We start from the raw sequence: 16534 nt of genomic DNA, 5'->3' as shown, positions 1-16534 counted from the left end.
ACATACGAAATGAGGCGCAAGGATGGCGCCTCGTGTTCGGGCTATGGACGGCAGGGCGTCAGCTTGTCTGTGACAAGCTGCCCATGTTAAATTCCCGCTTCTTGGCAGACCGAGCCGGTTCGGTCTGCCTTTATGTTTCTCAGGAACAGCTTCAGATGACGACAGTCAACCAGTTGGTTCGCAAATCCCGTAGCCCGAAGACCTACAAGAGTGCTTCGCCGGCTTTGCAGAACAGCCCGCAGCGCCGCGGCGTCTGCACGCGCGTGTACACGACCACCCCGAAAAAGCCGAACTCGGCGCTGCGTAAGGTTGCCAAGGTGCGCCTGACCAACGGCTACGAGGTCATCAGCTACATCGGTGGCGAAGGTCACAACCTGCAGGAGCACTCGGTGGTGCTGATCCGCGGCGGTCGCGTCAAGGATCTCCCGGGTGTGCGTTACCACACGGTGCGCGGCAGCCTCGACTGCGCCGGTGTCACCAAGCGCCGCCAGTCGCGCTCCAAGTACGGCGCCAAGCGCCCGAAGTCCTGATCTCTAGGAAATAAATCATGTCGCGTAAAGGTTCACATCCCGCCCGTCTGATCCTGCCGGATCCCAAGCACGGTAGCCAGCTGATCGCCCGCTTCATCAACATGGTGATGAAGAGCGGCAAGAAGTCGGTCGCCGAGAGCATCGTCTACGGTGCGCTGGCCCACCTGGGCGAAAAGAACGCCGAGCCGGTCCAGCTCGTCGAGAAGGCCCTGAACAACATCGCCCCGGCGGTCGAGGTGAAGTCCCGTCGTGTCGGCGGCGCCACCTACCAGGTGCCGGTCGAAGTGCGTCCGGGTCGCCGCATGGCGCTGGCCATGCGCTGGGCCATCGATTCCGCCCGCAAGCGTGGCGAGACCTCGATGCCGCGCAAGCTGGCCGCCGAGCTGCTCGAAGCTTCGGAAAATCGCGGTGGCGCGATCAAGAAGCGCGAAGAGACGCACCGCATGGCGGAAGCCAACAAGGCCTTCTCGCATTACCGCTGGTAAGCAGTAGTTCGCTTAAAGCAAGCACTTTTAGAGGTTAAGACCGTGGCACGCACCACTCCTATCGAGCGCTACCGCAACTTCGGCATCATGGCTCACATCGATGCCGGCAAGACCACCACCACGGAGCGCATCCTGTTCTACACCGGCGTCAGTCACAAGATTGGCGAGGTGCATGATGGTGCTGCAACGATGGACTGGATGGAGCAGGAGCAGGAGCGCGGCATCACCATTACGTCGGCGGCAACGACGGCGTTCTGGAAGGGCATGGATCGCTCCATGCCCGAGCACCGCTTCAACATCATCGACACCCCAGGCCACGTGGACTTCACCATCGAGGTGGAGCGTTCGCTGCGCGTGCTCGATGGTGCGGTGTTCGTGCTCTGCGCCGTGGGTGGTGTGCAGCCGCAGTCGGAAACCGTCTGGCGCCAGGCCAACAAGTACAAGGTGCCGCGCCTCGCGTTCGTCAACAAGATGGACCGCACTGGCGCGAACTTCTACAAGGTCGTGGACCAGCTGAAGGCTCGCCTGGGTGCCAACCCGGTGCCGATGCAGGTGCCGATCGGCGCCGAAGACAACTTCGATGGCGTGGTCGACCTGCTCAAGATGAAGGCGATCATCTGGGACATGGAGTCCCAGGGCATGAAGTTCGAGTACCAGGACATTCCGGCCAACCTGAAGGAGAAGGCTGAAGAAGCCCGCTCCTACATGGTGGAGTCGGCGGCCGAAGCGTCCGAAGAGCTGATGAACAAGTACCTGGAAGAGGGCGACCTCTCCGAGGAAGAGATCATCGGCGGTTTGCGCACGCGCACCCTGTCCAGCGAGATCATCCCGGTCTTCTGCGGCACGGCGTTCAAGAACAAGGGCGTCCAGGCCATGCTCGACGCGGTGGTGAACCTGCTGCCGTCGCCGGTCGACCGTCCGCCGGTTGCCGGCGTGGACGAGGACGAGAAGGAAGCCACCCGCAAGGCCGACGACGCGGCGCCGTTCTCTGCGCTCGCGTTCAAGATCATGACCGATCCGTTCGTTGGCTCGCTTACGTTCTTCCGCGTCTACTCGGGCACGCTCAACGCCGGCGACCAGGTGTACAACCCGGTCAAGTCCAAGAAGGAGCGCATCGGCCGCATCCTGCAGATGCACGCGAACGAGCGTCATGAACTGAAGGAAGTCCGCGCTGGCGACATCGCCGCGGCGGTCGGCCTGAAGGACGTGACCACCGGTGACACGCTGTGCTCGCAGGATCACATCATCACCCTGGAGCGCATGACGTTCCCGGAGCCGGTGATCTCGATGGCGGTGGAGCCGAAGACCAAGTCGGACCAGGAAAAGATGGGTATCGCCCTCGGCCGTCTGGCTGCGGAAGATCCGTCGTTCCGCGTCCGCACGGACGAAGAATCGGGCCAGACCATCATCTCGGGCATGGGCGAGCTTCACCTGGACATCCTGGTGGACCGCATGAAGCGCGAGTTCAACGTCGAGGCCAACGTCGGCAAGCCGCAGGTGGCCTACCGCGAAACGATCCGCAGCTCGGACGTCAAGTCGGACTACAAGCACGCCAAGCAGTCGGGCGGTAAGGGTCAGTACGGTCACGTGGTGATCGAGCTGTCGCCGATGACCGAGGAAGACCGCAAGAATCCGGCCGTCAAGGATGACTTCCTGTTCATCAACGACATCACCGGTGGCGTGATTCCGAAGGAATTCATCCCGTCCGTCGAAAAGGGCCTGCGCGAAACCATCACCAGCGGTCCGCTGGCTGGCTTCCCGGTGGTCGGCGTGAAGGTCAAGCTGGTGTTCGGTTCGTATCACGACGTCGACTCGTCGGAAATGGCGTTCAAGCTCGCCGCTTCGATGGCGTTCAAGCAGGGCTTTGCCAAGGCATCGCCGGTGCTGCTCGAGCCGATCATGAAGGTCGAGGTGGTGACGCCGGAAGACTACGTCGGTGACGTGATGGGCGATCTGAGTCGTCGTCGCGGCCTGCTCCAGGGCCAGGACGACACGCCGTCGGGCAAGACCATCAACGCGATGGTCCCGCTGGGCGAGATGTTCGGTTATGCGACGACCATTCGTTCGCTGACCCAGGGTCGCGCCACCTTCACGATGGAATTCGACCATTACGCCGAAGCGCCGAACAACATCGCCGAGCAGGTCATGAAGAAGGCCTGATAAGGCTTTCTATTTAATTAGTGCGATCATCCGTGATCGCGTGGATCAAAAAGCGGCCACCCATGGCCGCACTAATTAATCCGTTCTTTTCTAGAGGTTTAGAGTCATGGCAAAGGGTAAATTCGAACGCACCAAGCCGCACGTCAACGTCGGCACGATTGGTCACGTGGACCACGGCAAGACGACGCTGACGGCCGCGCTGACGAAGGTCGGCGCCGAGCGATTCGGTGGCGAGTTCAAGGCATATGACGCGATCGACGCGGCGCCGGAAGAAAAGGCGCGCGGCATCACGATCTCGACCGCCCACGTCGAATACGAATCGCCGACCCGTCACTACGCCCACGTGGACTGCCCGGGCCATGCCGACTACGTGAAGAACATGATCACGGGTGCCGCGCAGATGGACGGCGCGATCCTGGTGTGCTCGGCCGCTGACGGCCCGATGCCGCAGACGCGTGAGCACATCCTGCTGTCGCGCCAGGTGGGCGTGCCGTACATCGTCGTGTTCCTGAACAAGGCCGACATGGTGGACGACGCCGAACTGCTCGAGCTGGTCGAGATGGAAGTGCGCGAACTGCTCTCCAAGTACGACTTCCCGGGCGACGACACCCCGATCATCAAGGGTTCGGCGCTGAAGGCGCTGGAAGGCGACCAGAGCGAGATCGGCGTGCCGGCCATCGTGGCCCTGGTGGACGCGCTGGACAGCTACATCCCCGAGCCGGTGCGTGCGATCGACAAGCCGTTCCTGATGCCGGTGGAAGACGTGTTCTCGATCTCCGGCCGCGGCACCGTGGTGACCGGTCGTATCGAGCGCGGCGTGATCAAGGTCGGTGACGAAATCGAAGTGGTCGGCATCCGTCCGACCCAGAAGACCACCGTCACGGGCGTGGAAATGTTCCGCAAGCTGCTGGACCAGGGCCAGGCAGGCGACAACGCCGGTCTGCTGCTGCGCGGTCTCAAGCGCGACGACGTGGAGCGTGGCCAGGTGCTGGCCAAGCCGGGCACGATCACCCCGCACACCGACTTCGAAGCCGAAGTGTACGTGCTGTCGAAGGACGAGGGTGGCCGTCATACCCCGTTCTTCAAGGGCTACCGCCCGCAGTTCTACTTCCGCACCACCGACGTGACCGGTGCGGTGACGCTGCCGGAAGGCGTGGAAATGGTGATGCCGGGCGACAACGTGAAGATGGTGGTCAGCCTGATCCACCCGATCGCGATGGACGAAGGCCTGCGTTTCGCCATCCGCGAAGGCGGCCGCACCGTCGGCGCCGGCGTGGTGGCCAAGGTCATCAAGTAAGTACGACGGGCCTCCACTGGAACGGTGGAGGCCAGCCCCGCAAGCCCGCCCAGGCGGGCTTGTGCGGAAAGTTCAGCCGGGAGAAGGTTTTAGGCTTTCCTTGGCGCGGGTTTACCGCTATAGTTGGCAGCTTGCTAGTCGTCAGCCCCAGAAGCTGGTCGACACTACCGCGAAATGAGGCGCAGGAAGTGCTTCGAGTTCGCTGGCCGGGATGGCCAACACGCAAGAACGGCTTGGGTTGCGAAGCGTGACGCTTTGTTGACCTGGGCATTTCGCGCGTTTTATACTTTTCCGTCTGGGCGGGCCCGTTTAGGGCCTGCCTAGTCTTTTAGGGTCAATCAAGCGGCATGGCAGTCGCTCGCCGAGATTGGCTTGTAGTGCCGCAGCGACAATGGGTTGTGCGGGTAGGTGAGAAGCCTGCCCGGTTCACAGTTTTTGTTCTTTCGATAACAGGACACGGTTTATGGCGAACCAAAAGATTCGCATCCGGCTCAAGGCGTTCGATCATCGTCTGATCGACCGTTCGGCCAGCGAAATCGTCGAGACGGCCAAGCGCACCGGCGCTACGGTTCTCGGCCCGATTCCGCTCCCGACCAAGATCGAGCGTTACACCATTCTGGTGTCGCCGCACGTCGACAAAGATGCCCGCGACCAGTACGAGACCCGTACGCACAAGCGCGTGCTGGACATCGTCGACCCCAACGACAAGACCGTGGACGCGCTCATGAAGCTTGATCTCGCCGCTGGCGTTGACGTTCAGATCAAGCTCGGTTGAGCGATAGATAGGATACGAAGATGAGTATCGGACTGGTTGGCCGCAAGTGCGGCATGAGCCGACTCTTCACTGAAGATGGACGCTCGATTCCGGTGACGCTGATTGAAGCCACCCCGAATCGCGTCACCCAGCTGAAGACGGAAGATAACGATGGTTACAGCGCTGTGCAGGTCGCGGCGGGCGTCAAGCGCGCCAGCCTGCTGACCCAGCCGCTGAAGGGTCACTACGCCAAGGCGAAGGTCGAGCCGGGTCGTGGTCTGTGGGAGTTCCGCGTGTCTGCCGATGACCTCGGCAAGTACAGCGTGGGCGCCGAGATCAAGGCCGACGACGTGTTCCAGGTCGGTCAGATCGTTGACGTGGCCGGCGTGTCGAAGGGTAAGGGTTTCCAGGGCACCATCAAGCGCCACAACTTCACCATGGGTGACGCTACCCACGGTAACTCGCTGTCGCATCGCGCGCCGGGTTCTATCGGTCAGCGTCAGACCCCAGGCCGCGTGTTCCCGGGCAAGAAGATGTCGGGTCACATGGGTGCGGTGAACCGCACGCAGCAGGGCCTGGAAGTGGTCAAGGTGGACGCCGAGCGTCATCTGATCGCGGTGAAGGGCGCGGTGCCGGGTGCTACCGGCGGCGACGTCGTCATCCGTCCGACGACCAAGGGTTGAGGAGAAACGCCATGGAACTGAATGTCATTGGCGCCAAGCCGCTCAACGTGTCGGACGAAGTGTTCGGCGGTGAGTTCAAGCAAGCCCTGATCCACCAGGTGGTGGTGGCCTACCAGGCCGGCGGTCGCGCCGGTACCAAGGCCCAGCTGTCGCGTGGTGAGATGTCGGGTACCACCAAGAAGTTCAAGAAGCAGAAGGGCGGCGGCGCCCGTCACGGCGATTACCGCGCTCCGATCTTTGTCGGCGGTGGTGTCACGTTCGCAGCCAAGCCGCGCAGCTTCGAGCAGAAGGTCAACCGCAAGGCTTACCGTGTCGCGCTTCGTTCGATTCTTTCCGAGCTGATCCGCCAGGATCGCCTGAAGGTCGTCGAGAGCTTCGGCATCGATACCCCGAAGACCAAGGCGATGGTCGCCAAGCTGGCCGAGCTGCAGGTTTCCGGGCGCGTACTGCTGGTGTCGGAAGACGCCAACGAGGCCACCTTCCTGGCCGCGCGCAACATCCCGTACATCCACGTGGTGGACGTGCTGGCGCTGAACCCGGTCAGCCTGGTCGGTTCGGACCACATCGTCATGACCGTCGATGCGGTGAAGAAGATCGAGGAGTGGCTGGCATGAGCAACGAACGCATTCTGAATACGCTGCGTGCGCCGCATATCTCGGAGAAGGCCGCGCGCCTGGCCGAGAAGAACCAGTACGTATTCGTGGTCGCCCCCGAGGCAACCAAGGCCGATGTCCGCGCTGCGGTGGAACAGATGTTCGACGTCAAGGTCGAGCAGGTGAACCTCGTCAATGCCAAGGGCAAGGTCAAGTCCTTCCGTTTCCGCACTGGCAGCCGCCAGGGCAAGCGCAAGGCCTATGTCCGCCTCGCTGATGGCCAGACCATCGACGTGTCGGCCAAGGCCTGAGCCAGGAGTTGAATTGAGATGGCACTGATCACTCATAAGCCGACCTCCCCCGGCCGTCGCGACGCAGTCAGCGTCCGCACCGAGGGCCTTCACAAGGGCGCGCCGTACGCGGCGTTGACCGAGGCGAAGACCAAGAACGGCGGTCGCAACCACTACGGTCGCATCACCGTTCGCCACCAGGGTGGCGGTCACAAGCAGCGTTACCGCATCATCGACTTCAAGCGCGACAAGGAAGGCATTGCCGCCCGCGTCGAGCGCATCGAGTACGATCCCAACCGCACCGCGCACATCGCGTTGCTGTGCTATGCCGACGGCGAGCGCCGCTACATCATCGCGCCGAAGGGCGTGCAGGCGGGCGACCGCCTGGTGTCGGGCAGCGACGCGCCGATCAAGGCTGGCAACAGCCTGCCGCTGCGCGCCATTCCGGTCGGTTCGACCATTCACTGCATCGAGATGAAGCCGGGCAAGGGTGCGCAGATCGCACGCTCCGCCGGTGCCTCGGTGCAGCTGGTCGCTCGCGAATCGGGTTACGCCACGCTGCGCCTGCGCTCCGGCGAAATGCGCCGCGTGCCGGTCGACTGCCGCGCCACCATCGGTGAAGTGGGCAACAGCGAGCACAGCTTGAAGAAGCTGGGCAAGGCCGGCGCCAAGCGTTGGCTGGGTATCCGCCCGACCGTTCGCGGCGTGGTGATGAACCCGGTCGACCATCCGCACGGCGGTGGTGAAGGCCGTACCTCCGGCGGCCGTCATCCGGTCAGCCCGTGGGGCACGCCGACCAAGGGTTACAAGACGCGCAATAACAAGCGCACCCAGCAGTTCATCGTGCGTCGTCGCAAGTAATAGGAAACGATTATGCCGCGCTCTCTAAAGAAAGGTCCGTTTGTCGACCTGCACCTCGTAAAGAAGGTGGAAGCCGCCGTTTCCGCCAATAACAAGCGTCCGATCAAGACCTGGTCGCGTCGTTCGATGATCCTGCCGGAGATGGTCGGCCTGACCATCGCCATCCACAATGGCCGTCAGCATGTCCCCGTGCTGGTCAACGAGAACATGGTCGGGCACAAGCTCGGCGAGTTCGCGGTGACCCGTACCTTCAAGGGCCATGGCGGCGACAAGAAGGGCAAGTGATGAGCACTGAAGCCAAAGCGATCCTGCGCAGCGCCCGCATTTCGGCGCAGAAGGCACGCCTGGTAGCTGACCTGGTCCGCGGCATGCCCGTGGGCCGAGCCAGCGACGTGCTCCAGTTCACCAACAAGAAGGCCGCACACCTCGTTCGCAAGGTGCTGCTGTCGGCCGTCGCCAACGCCGAGAACAACCTCGGTGCTGACGTGGACGAGCTGAAGGTCTCGCGCATCTTCGTGGACGAAGGTCCGGCGATGAAGCGTATGTACGCCCGCGCCAAAGGCCGCGGTTCCCGCATCCTGAAGCGCACGAGCCACATCACTGTGGTCGTTGGCAACTAACTGAGGACGTAGACGATGGGTCATAAAGTTCATCCCACCGGTATCCGCCTCGGCATTGCCAAGGACTGGAACTCGAAGTGGTACGCCAACAAGGGCGATTACGCCAAGTACCTCGCGGCTGACCTGAAGGTCCGCGAGATGCTTCGCAAGAAGCTGGCCCAGGCCGGCATCTCCAAGATTCTCATCGAGCGTCCGGCCAAGACCGCGCGCGTGACGATCCACACCGCCCGTCCGGGCGTGGTGATCGGCAAGAAGGGTGAGGATATCGAGAAGCTGCGCAAGGAAGTCAGCGACATGATGGGCGTTCCGGCGCACATCAACGTCAGCGAAGTGCGCAAGCCCGAGCTGGACGCGCAGCTGGTTGCCGAGTCGATCGCGCAGCAGCTGGAGCGTCGCATCATGTTCCGCCGCGCCATGAAGCGTGCGGTCGGCAACGCGATGCGCCTGGGCGCCCTGGGTATCAAGATCAATGTCTCTGGCCGTCTGAACGGCGCTGAGATTGCCCGTTCCGAATGGAGCCGCGAAGGTCGCGTGCCGCTGCATACGCTGCGCGCCGACATCGACTATGGCTTCGCCGAGGCGAAGACCACCTACGGCATCATCGGCATCAAGGTGTGGGTCTACAAGGGCGAGATCTTCGATCTGTCCCAGATCAACCAAGAGTCGAAGGAAGAGCAGTCCCAGCCGCGCCGTGAGGGTGGTGAGGGTCGTCGTGAGTCGCGTCGCGAGGGCGGTGAAGGCCGTCGCGAGCGGACGGCGAAGTAAGGAGAGTTGCCATGCTGCAACCCAAGCGAACCAAATACCGTAAGCAGTTCAAGGGCCGTAACGACGGTCTGGCCTTCTCGTCCAACCTCGTCAGCTTTGGCGAGTACGGCCTGAAGGCAACCACGCACGGCATGCTCACCGCACGCCAGATCGAGGCCGCCCGTCGTTGCATCACCCGCTTCGTGAAGCGTGGTGGCAAGCTCTGGATCCGCGTGTACCCCGACAAGCCGATCACCAAGAAGCCCATCGAAGTTCGAATGGGTGCAGGTAAGGGTGGCGTCGAATACTGGGTCGCCCCGATCCAGCCGGGCCGCATGCTTTATGAAATCGAGGGCATCGACGAGACGACCGCACGCGAGGCTTTCCGCCTGGCCGCTGCCAAGCTGTCCGTCCAGACCCAATTCGTGACCCGGGCGGTGATGTGATATGGCCATCAAAGATTTGACCACCAAGTCGGCCGAAGAGCTGAACAAGCACCTGCTGGAGCTGCGCAAGGAGCAGTTCAACCTGCGCATGCAGAAAGGCACCGGCCAGCTCAACCAGCCGCACCAGCTGCGCCGCGTTCGGCGCGACATCGCCCGCACGAAGTTCGTGCTCGGCGGCAAGAAGTAAGGGACGGCCGATATGAGCGACAACCAAAAGCAGACGCGCACCCTCGAGGGCCGCGTCATCAGCAACAAGATGGACAAGACGGTCACCGTCCTGATCGAGCGCCAGGAACAGCATCCGCTGATCGGCAAGATCATTCGGCGTTCGACCAAGCTTCACGCGCAGGACGACCTGGGCGCGAACGAGGGTGACCTCGTGCGCATCGCAGAATGCCGTCCTCTGTCCAAGACCAAGCATCACCGCGTGGTCGAAATCATCACGCGCGCTAACGTCTAAGGGAGGGTGCAGACATGATCCAGATGCAAAGCACGCTTTCCGCGGCTGACAATAGCGGCGCCCGCGAACTGATGTGCATCAAGGTGCTCGGCGGCTCCAAGCGCCGTTACGCCGCGATCGGTGACGTCATCAAGGTCACCGTGAAAGATGCCATTCCCCGCGGCAAGGTGAAGAAGGGCGAGGTGTACAACGCCGTGGTGGTTCGTACCGCCAAGGGTGTGCGCCGTCCCGACGGCTCGCTGATCCGTTTCGACGGTAACGCAGCAGTCCTCCTCAACAATAAGCTCGAGCCGATCGGTACCCGTATTTTCGGGCCGGTTACCCGCGAGCTGCGCAGCGAGAAGTTCATGAAGATCGTCTCGCTCGCGCCCGAAGTGCTCTGAGCGGAGGCCAGACATGAACCGTATCCGCAAGGGTGATCAGGTCCTCGTGATCACCGGCAAAAACAAGGGTCAGCGCGGCGACGTGCTGCGCGTGGATGGCGACCGTGTGTTCGTCTCCAACGTGAACCTGGTCAAGCGTCACACCAAGCCGAATCCGCAGGCCAACCAGGCTGGCGGCATCGTCGAGCGTGAGGCTTCGATCCATATCTCCAATGTGCAGCTGTTCAACCCCGCCACGAACAAGGGTGAACGCGTAGGTGCCAAGACGCTCTCTGATGGGCGCAAGGTCCGCGTGTTCCGTTCGTCTGGCGAGGTCGTGGACGCGTGAGGAAATAAGTCATGACGCGCCTTGAAACGTTTTACAAAGAACAGGTAATGAAGAAGCTCACCGAGCGCTTCGGTTACCAGAACGTGATGCAGGTTCCCCGCATCACCAAGATCACGCTGAACATGGGCGTGGGCGAAGCGGCGGGCAACAAGAAAGTGCTCGAGAACGCCGTGGCCGACATGGCCAAGATCTCCGGCCAGAAGCCGATCCAGACCAAGGCGCGCGTTTCCGTCGCCTCGTTCAAGATCCGCGACGGCTGGCCGATCGGCTGCAAGGTCACCCTGCGCCGCGCGCAGATGTGGGAATTCCTGGATCGCCTGATCAACATCTCGCTGCCGCGTACGCGCGACTTCCGTGGTGTGTCGGGTCGTGCCTTCGATGGCCGTGGTAACTACAACTTCGGCATCAAGGAACAGATCATCTTCCCGGAAATCGACTTCGACGCCGTTGACGCGATGCGTGGCATGGATATCTCCATCACCACCACCGCCAAGACCGACGAAGAAGCCAAAGCGCTGCTGGAAGCCTTCAGCTTCCCGTTCCGCAACTGATAGACGCGAGAGATACCTATGGCAAAGACCTCGATGGTCAACCGCGATATCAAGCGGACCAAGCTCGTCAAGAAGTACGCCGCCAAGCGCGCCGAACTGAAGGCGATCGTGCTGAGCCCCACCGCCTCCTACGAGGAGAAGATGGAAGCCCAGGCCAAGCTGCAGAAGCTGCCGCGTGACGCGAGCCCGTCTCGCCAGCGTACCCGCTGCGCTCTGACCGGCCGTCCGCGCGCCGTGTATCAGAAGTTCGGCCTCGGCCGCAACAAGCTCCGCGAAGCCACCATGCGTGGCGACGTTCCTGGCCTGCGCAAGGCCAGCTGGTAAGACCCCAAACAGGGCGCAGACGGGTGTTGAGCCCGTCGACGTTCGATGCGGCGGCGGGCCCGTGCCTGCCGCCGTTGGCGCGATTGACGCGCCGATGTTCGCAAAGTCGGAATAAAGCTGCTATAGTCGTTGGTCTGCGTTCTGCAGGTCGGCGCCGTGCCGGCTCACAATTGAATTGATTTCCGGTTTTTCGGATATCGGTGCACTCTGAAGGATGTTTTCATGAGCATGACTGATCCCATCGCCGATCTGTTTACGCGCATCCGCAATGCCCAGCTCACGGGCAAGCAGGCCGTAAACATGCCGTCGTCGAAGCTGAAGGTGGCCATCGCCAACCTTCTCAAGAATGAGGGCTATATCCTCGACGCCAAGACCTCCACCGAGGAGGGCAAGCCGGTGCTCGAGATCAAGCTCAAGTATTTCGAAGGCCGTCCGGCTATCGAAACCATCTCCCGTGTCAGCCGTTCCGGCCTCCGCGTCTACCGCGGCAAGGACGAGTTGCCGAAGGTCCTCGGTGGCCTGGGTATTTCGATCATCTCGACTTCTGCCGGTCTGCTGACCGATGCGCAGGCCCGTGCCAAGGGTCTGGGCGGCGAAGTCATCGGCCTGGTCGCATAAGGAGCCGACGATGTCCCGTGTTGCCAAGAAACCGATTACCCTGCCCAAGGGCGTGGAGCTCAAGGTCGATGCCAACGGCATCACCGTGAAGGGCGCTAAGGGCACCCTGTCGACCCATGCGCTCCCGGGCGCTTCCGTGGTCGTCGACAACGGCGTGGCCACCATCCAGGTCGCCGAGGGCGCCGAAGACAAGTTCGGCGGCACCCTGCGTGCACTGCTCGCCAACATGGTCAAGGGTGTGTCCGATGGTTACGAGCGCAAGCTCGAGCTGGTCGGCGTGGGCTACCGTGCCTCCATGGCCGGCAAGTCGCTGAACATCGCCCTGGGCTTCTCCCATCCGGTGGTGTTCGATGCGCCGGAAGGCATCAGCATCGAAACCCCGACGCAGACCGAAATCCTCATCAAGGGTTCGGACAAGCAGCGCGTGGGTGAGGTGGCCGCCAAGATCCGCGCGTTCCGTCCGCCGGAGCCGTACAAGGGCAAGGGCGTCCGCTACGCTGGCGAGAAGATCACGCTGAAGGAAGCCAAGAAGGCTTAATCGCCTATCCGCTTCCTGGAGATAACACGATGAACAAGAACGAATCCCGCCTGCGTCGCGCCAAGTCCACCCGCTCGCATATCCGCAAGCTGGCCGTGGCTCGCCTGTCGGTGCATCGCACCGGTCAGCACCTGTACGCGCAGGTGTTCGACGCTTCCGGCAAGAATGTGGTGGCTGCGGCTTCCACCGTGCAGAAGTCGATCGCCGAAGGCCTGAAGGGCACCAAGAACCTTGAGGCAGCCCAGGCTGTCGGCAAGGCGGTGGCCGAGCGTGCCCTGGCCGCTGGCGTCGAGTCCGTGGCGTTTGATCGCTCGGGCTTCCGCTACCACGGTCGCATCAAGGCGCTGGCCGACGCGGCCCGCGAAGCCGGCCTGAAGTTCTAAGCCGGTCGGAGTCAGGTGCCGGACTCGTCCGGTACCTGGTTCCAGCAGTAGCACCTACAACTCCAAGCGGCTCAGCCGCAAGCAAAAGTCCCGGTTCGCCGGGCATACGGAAAAGAACATGTCTTCTACCGATCGCGAAAATTCAGACGGCCTGCTCGAAAAGCTGATCGCCGTCAACCGCGTGGCCAAGACCGTCAAGGGTGGCCGCCAGATGAGCTTCACCGCGCTGACCGTGGTCGGCGATGGCGAAGGTCGCGTGGGCTTCGGCTATGGCAAGGCGCGTGAAGTGCCGGTTGCCATCTCCAAGGCCATGGACCGCGCCCGCCGCAACATGGTGAGCATCGATCTCAACAACGGCACCCTGTGGTACGCCATCAAGGCCAACCACGGTGCAGCCCGCGTCTTCATGCAGCCGGCTTCCGAAGGTACCGGCGTGATCGCCGGCGGCGCCATGCGCGCCGTGCTGGAAGTGGTTGGCGTGAAGAACGTGCTGGCCAAGGCCGTCGGTTCGCGCAACCCGATCAACCTGGTGCGCGCCACCATCAAGGGCCTGCAGGCCGTTGCCTCGCCGAAGCAGATCGCTGCCAAGCGTGGCAAGACGCTGGAAGAGGTGCTGGGTAATGGCTAAGAACAACGAAACCGCCGCCACCGTGCGCGTGCGCCTGGTCAAGGGCCTGCGCGGTGTGCAGAGCCGTCATCGCCTGAGCGTGAAGGCCCTGGGCCTGAACAAGCTCAACGACGTCCGTGAACTGAAGGACAGCCCGCAGGTGCGTGGCCTGATCAACACGGTCTACTACCTGGTGCGGGTCGAGGAGTAATCACCATGCGTCTTAACGACATCAAGCCGGCCGCCGGTTCCCGCAAGACCCGCCTTCGCGTGGGCCGCGGTATCGGTTCGGGCCTGGGCAAGACCGCCGGTCGCGGTCACAAGGGTCAGCACGCTCGCGCGGGCGGCACCCACAAGTACGGTTTCGAAGGCGGTCAGATGCCGCTGCAGCGCCGCCTGCCGAAGGTCGGCTTCCGTTCGCTGAAGAAGGTCGAGAGCCAGGAAGTGTTCCTGTACCAGCTCGCCTCCCTCAAGGCTGACGTGATCGACCCGATCGTGCTGCACCAGGCCGGTCTGATCGATAGCCGCGCCAAGAAGGTCAAGGTCGTCGCCAAGGGCGAGATCGGCCGCGCGGTGAAGCTGTCGGGCGTGCTGGCAACGGCCGGCGCGAAGGCAGCTATCGAAGCTGCCGGCGGCAGCGTGGAGTAATCACGTGGCGTCAGCCCAGGGCACATCGCTCGGATCGCTCGGCAAGCTGACGGAACTGCGTCAGCGCATCTTCTTCGTGATTGGTGCGCTGATCGTTTTCCGTCTCGGTTCCTTCATCCCGGTTCCCGGCGTCAACCCGGAAGCCATGACGAACCTGATCGAGCAGGGCGGCGGCCTGATGAACATGTTCAACATGTTCTCGGGTGGCTCGCTGGCACGCTTCTCGGTGTTCGCGCTCGGCGTGGTGCCGTACATCTCCGCATCCATCGTGGTGCAGATGATGGGTTCGGTCATCCCGAGCCTGCAGGCGCTGCGCAAGGAGGGTGAGGCCGGTCGTCGCAAGATGACTACCTACACCCGCTTCGGCACGGTGGGCTTGGCGGCCTTCCAGGCGTTCGGCATCGCGGTGGCCCTGCAGAAGCAGGTCGCGGCGGGCGGGGCGCCGGTGGTCTACACCCCGGGCATGGGTTTCATCATGGCGTCGATCGTCGGCCTTACCGCCGGCACGATGTTCCTGATGTGGCTGGGTGAGCAGATCACCGAGCGTGGCATCGGCAACGGCATTTCGCTGCTGATCTTCGCCGGTATCGTCGCCGGCCTCCCGGGTGCGGTGGCGCACACGCTGACCATGGCCAGCAATGGCGAGCTGTCCGTGATCAAAATGATCATGGTGGTGGGCCTGATCCTTGCGGTGACGGCGTTCGTGGTGTTCATGGAGCGCGCCCAGCGGCGCATCACCGTGAACTACGCGCGTCGTTCCGGCGGGCAGCGGGCCTACATGAACCAGACCTCGCACCTGCCGCTGAAGATCAACATGGCGGGCGTCATTCCGCCGATCTTCGCGTCGAGCCTGCTGATGTTCCCGGCTACCGCGGCGACCTGGTTCAGTGCCGGTCACCAGTCGCGCTGGCTGCAGGAGCTGACCCAGGCGCTGACCCCGGGCGAACCGCTGTACGACATCGTCTTCGCCGTGCTGGTGATCACTTTCGCCTTCTTCTACACGGCGATCGTGTTCAACTCCCAGGAGACGGCGGACAACCTCAAGCGCTCCGGCGCCTTGATTCCGGGCATCCGCCCGGGCCGGTCCACGGCGGACTACATCGACAACGTGATGACCCGTTTGACCGGTGTCGGCGCGCTGTACCTGGTGCTGGTCTGTCTGGTTCCATCGTTTATGCAAAAGGCTTGGCACGTCCCGTTCTACTTCGGCGGCACCTCTCTGCTGATCGTGGTGGTCGTGGTGATGGATTTCACTGCTCAGGTGCAGGCGCACTTGGTCAGTCACCAGTACGAAAGCCTGCTCAAGAAGGCCAATCTCCGCCGCAACTGATGGCTGCTGGGGTGGTGTGGGTTGGTCTAGGTCGGAGGGTGGCGGCACCGCGGTGCCGCAGGGCTTTCCTGTTGGGTTAATTAAGGTTAGAATTGCGCGTTTACCGCGCACGAAACGCATCGGAGAAATACATCATGGCGCGCATCGCGGGTGTCAATTTGCCGGTCCAGAAGCACGTCTGGGTCGGCCTGCAGAGCATTTACGGGATCGGCCGCAGCCGGGCCAAGAAGGTCTGCGCGGACGCAGGCGTGGTTCCCACCACGCAGATCAAGTCCCTGAGTGAAGGTGAAGTCGAAAAGCTTCGCCACGAAATCGGCAAGTATGTCGTCGAAGGCGATCTTCGTCGCGAAGTGGGTATCGCCATCAAGCGTCTGATGGACCTGGGCTGCTACCGCGGCCTGCGTCATCGTCGCGGTTTGCCGGTGCGCGGCCAGCGCACGCGTACCAACGCACGCACCCGCAAGGGTCCGCGTCGCGCGATCAAGAAGTAACGGATTCCGAATATGGCTAAGCCGGTTAAGACCAAGAAGAAGATTAAGCGCGTTGTCACGGATGCCGTGGCCCACGTGCAAGCCTCCTTCAACAACACCATCGTCACGATCACCGATCGCCAGGGCAACGCCCTGTCGTGGGCGACGGCGGGCGGCGCGGGTTTCCGCGGCTCGCGCAAGTCGACCCCGTTTGCTGCGCAGGTTGCCGCCGAAAAGGCTGGCCGCGCTGCAGGCGACTACGGCGTGAAGACCGTGGAAGTTCGTATCAAGGGCCCGGGCCCGGGCCGCGAGTCGGCCGTGCGTTCGCTGAACGCGCTCGGCTACAAGGTCCTCAACATCATCGACGTCACGCCGATTCCGCATAACGGCTGCCGTCCCCCCAAGAAGCGTCGAGTCTAAAGGAGCATACC

The 16534-nt window shown here is 62.7% G+C and carries 28 protein-coding genes; all 28 read left to right on the top strand.

Annotated features, from left to right (window positions below; all coding sequences use genetic code 11):
* Positions 1-155 precede the first annotated feature (155 nt).
* The 28 genes from rpsL to rpsK all read left to right on the top strand — a co-directional run bounded on the left by rpsL (position 156) and on the right by rpsK (position 16523).
* Entirely contained in the window at positions 156-530 is a 375-nt protein-coding gene (rpsL, locus tag MJ606_RS00995; protein WP_019464011.1) for a 30S ribosomal protein S12, read from the top strand.
* Positions 531-547: 17 nt separating this feature from the next.
* Complete coding sequence (rpsG, locus tag MJ606_RS00990; protein ID WP_102305037.1) at positions 548-1015, top strand: 30S ribosomal protein S7; 468 nt, start codon at positions 548-550, stop codon at positions 1013-1015.
* A gap of 42 nt (positions 1016-1057) precedes the next feature.
* Positions 1058-3175: an elongation factor G gene (fusA, locus tag MJ606_RS00985; RefSeq protein WP_243047507.1), complete on the top strand. Its 2118-nt coding sequence runs from the start codon at positions 1058-1060 to the stop codon at positions 3173-3175.
* Positions 3176-3281: 106 nt separating this feature from the next.
* Positions 3282-4472, top strand: coding sequence for an elongation factor Tu (gene tuf / locus MJ606_RS00980; RefSeq protein ID WP_243047506.1), 1191 nt, complete (start codon positions 3282-3284; stop codon positions 4470-4472).
* A 463-nt stretch (positions 4473-4935) separates the two neighbouring features.
* Positions 4936-5247: a 30S ribosomal protein S10 gene (gene rpsJ / locus MJ606_RS00975; protein ID WP_014402136.1), complete on the top strand. Its 312-nt coding sequence runs from the start codon at positions 4936-4938 to the stop codon at positions 5245-5247.
* A gap of 20 nt (positions 5248-5267) precedes the next feature.
* The gene (rplC, locus tag MJ606_RS00970) at positions 5268-5909 is read left to right on the top strand and encodes a 50S ribosomal protein L3 (protein WP_109126895.1); all 642 of its coding nucleotides are present in this window, start codon (positions 5268-5270) and stop codon (positions 5907-5909) included.
* An 11-nt stretch (positions 5910-5920) separates the two neighbouring features.
* The gene (gene rplD, locus MJ606_RS00965) at positions 5921-6523 is read left to right on the top strand and encodes a 50S ribosomal protein L4 (protein ID WP_243047504.1); all 603 of its coding nucleotides are present in this window, start codon (positions 5921-5923) and stop codon (positions 6521-6523) included.
* Positions 6520-6813 (top strand): 50S ribosomal protein L23, encoded by a 294-nt coding sequence (gene rplW, locus MJ606_RS00960; protein ID WP_243047503.1) that lies wholly within the window; start codon positions 6520-6522, stop codon positions 6811-6813. The genes rplD and rplW overlap by 4 nt, the downstream gene beginning before the upstream one ends.
* Before the next feature lie 18 nt (positions 6814-6831).
* Positions 6832-7653 (top strand): 50S ribosomal protein L2, encoded by an 822-nt coding sequence (gene rplB / locus MJ606_RS00955; RefSeq protein WP_131406547.1) that lies wholly within the window; start codon positions 6832-6834, stop codon positions 7651-7653.
* A gap of 12 nt (positions 7654-7665) precedes the next feature.
* A complete protein-coding gene (rpsS, locus tag MJ606_RS00950; protein WP_017461870.1) occupies positions 7666-7938 on the top strand; it encodes a 30S ribosomal protein S19 in 273 nt (90 codons plus the stop codon).
* The gene (gene rplV, locus MJ606_RS00945; protein WP_128899624.1) at positions 7938-8273 is read left to right on the top strand and encodes a 50S ribosomal protein L22; all 336 of its coding nucleotides are present in this window, start codon (positions 7938-7940) and stop codon (positions 8271-8273) included. Before rpsS ends, rplV begins: the two co-directional genes overlap by 1 nt.
* A 15-nt stretch (positions 8274-8288) precedes the next feature.
* Complete coding sequence (rpsC, locus tag MJ606_RS00940) at positions 8289-9038, top strand: 30S ribosomal protein S3 (RefSeq protein ID WP_243047501.1); 750 nt, start codon at positions 8289-8291, stop codon at positions 9036-9038.
* An 11-nt stretch (positions 9039-9049) separates the two neighbouring features.
* Positions 9050-9463: a 50S ribosomal protein L16 gene (gene rplP / locus MJ606_RS00935; protein WP_243047499.1), complete on the top strand. Its 414-nt coding sequence runs from the start codon at positions 9050-9052 to the stop codon at positions 9461-9463.
* Between the two features lies 1 nt (position 9464).
* Positions 9465-9650: a 50S ribosomal protein L29 gene (gene rpmC, locus MJ606_RS00930; protein WP_243047497.1), complete on the top strand. Its 186-nt coding sequence runs from the start codon at positions 9465-9467 to the stop codon at positions 9648-9650.
* Positions 9651-9662: 12 nt separating this feature from the next.
* Complete coding sequence (gene rpsQ, locus MJ606_RS00925; protein ID WP_038620426.1) at positions 9663-9923, top strand: 30S ribosomal protein S17; 261 nt, start codon at positions 9663-9665, stop codon at positions 9921-9923.
* 14 nt (positions 9924-9937) lie between these two features.
* Complete coding sequence (gene rplN, locus MJ606_RS00920; RefSeq protein WP_038620422.1) at positions 9938-10306, top strand: 50S ribosomal protein L14; 369 nt, start codon at positions 9938-9940, stop codon at positions 10304-10306.
* A 13-nt stretch (positions 10307-10319) separates the two neighbouring features.
* Positions 10320-10634 (top strand): 50S ribosomal protein L24, encoded by a 315-nt coding sequence (rplX, locus tag MJ606_RS00915; protein ID WP_131406557.1) that lies wholly within the window; start codon positions 10320-10322, stop codon positions 10632-10634.
* A gap of 11 nt (positions 10635-10645) precedes the next feature.
* Positions 10646-11185, top strand: coding sequence for a 50S ribosomal protein L5 (rplE, locus tag MJ606_RS00910; protein WP_243047496.1), 540 nt, complete (start codon positions 10646-10648; stop codon positions 11183-11185).
* Between the two features lie 18 nt (positions 11186-11203).
* Positions 11204-11509: a 30S ribosomal protein S14 gene (gene rpsN, locus MJ606_RS00905; RefSeq protein ID WP_243047494.1), complete on the top strand. Its 306-nt coding sequence runs from the start codon at positions 11204-11206 to the stop codon at positions 11507-11509.
* Positions 11510-11731: 222 nt separating this feature from the next.
* A complete protein-coding gene (rpsH, locus tag MJ606_RS00900) occupies positions 11732-12127 on the top strand; it encodes a 30S ribosomal protein S8 (protein WP_243047492.1) in 396 nt (131 codons plus the stop codon).
* A gap of 10 nt (positions 12128-12137) precedes the next feature.
* Positions 12138-12665 carry a 50S ribosomal protein L6 gene (gene rplF, locus MJ606_RS00895; RefSeq protein WP_243047490.1) on the top strand — a complete coding sequence of 176 codons (528 nt, stop codon included), beginning with the start codon at positions 12138-12140 and terminating at the stop codon, positions 12663-12665.
* 29 nt (positions 12666-12694) lie between these two features.
* On the top strand, positions 12695-13048 hold the full coding sequence (rplR, locus tag MJ606_RS00890; RefSeq protein ID WP_243047489.1) for a 50S ribosomal protein L18: 354 nt from the start codon (positions 12695-12697) through the stop codon (positions 13046-13048).
* Positions 13049-13166: 118 nt separating this feature from the next.
* Positions 13167-13676, top strand: coding sequence for a 30S ribosomal protein S5 (rpsE, locus tag MJ606_RS00885; protein WP_114239845.1), 510 nt, complete (start codon positions 13167-13169; stop codon positions 13674-13676).
* Positions 13669-13866 carry a 50S ribosomal protein L30 gene (rpmD, locus tag MJ606_RS00880; protein ID WP_114239844.1) on the top strand — a complete coding sequence of 66 codons (198 nt, stop codon included), beginning with the start codon at positions 13669-13671 and terminating at the stop codon, positions 13864-13866. Before rpsE ends, rpmD begins: the two co-directional genes overlap by 8 nt.
* A gap of 5 nt (positions 13867-13871) precedes the next feature.
* Entirely contained in the window at positions 13872-14303 is a 432-nt protein-coding gene (rplO, locus tag MJ606_RS00875) for a 50S ribosomal protein L15 (RefSeq protein ID WP_279236589.1), read from the top strand.
* 4 nt (positions 14304-14307) lie between these two features.
* On the top strand, positions 14308-15633 hold the full coding sequence (gene secY / locus MJ606_RS00870) for a preprotein translocase subunit SecY (protein ID WP_243047487.1): 1326 nt from the start codon (positions 14308-14310) through the stop codon (positions 15631-15633).
* Between the two features lie 134 nt (positions 15634-15767).
* A complete protein-coding gene (rpsM, locus tag MJ606_RS00865) occupies positions 15768-16124 on the top strand; it encodes a 30S ribosomal protein S13 (RefSeq protein WP_019464879.1) in 357 nt (118 codons plus the stop codon).
* A gap of 12 nt (positions 16125-16136) precedes the next feature.
* A complete protein-coding gene (rpsK, locus tag MJ606_RS00860; RefSeq protein ID WP_007513384.1) occupies positions 16137-16523 on the top strand; it encodes a 30S ribosomal protein S11 in 387 nt (128 codons plus the stop codon).
* The last annotated feature ends 11 nt before the right edge of the window (positions 16524-16534 follow it).

Origin of the sequence: Dyella sp. RRB7 (assembly GCF_022761115.1) — a bacterium.
GTDB lineage: Bacteria > Pseudomonadota > Gammaproteobacteria > Xanthomonadales > Rhodanobacteraceae > Dyella.
This window is presented reverse-complemented; position numbering and strand designations above follow the sequence as displayed.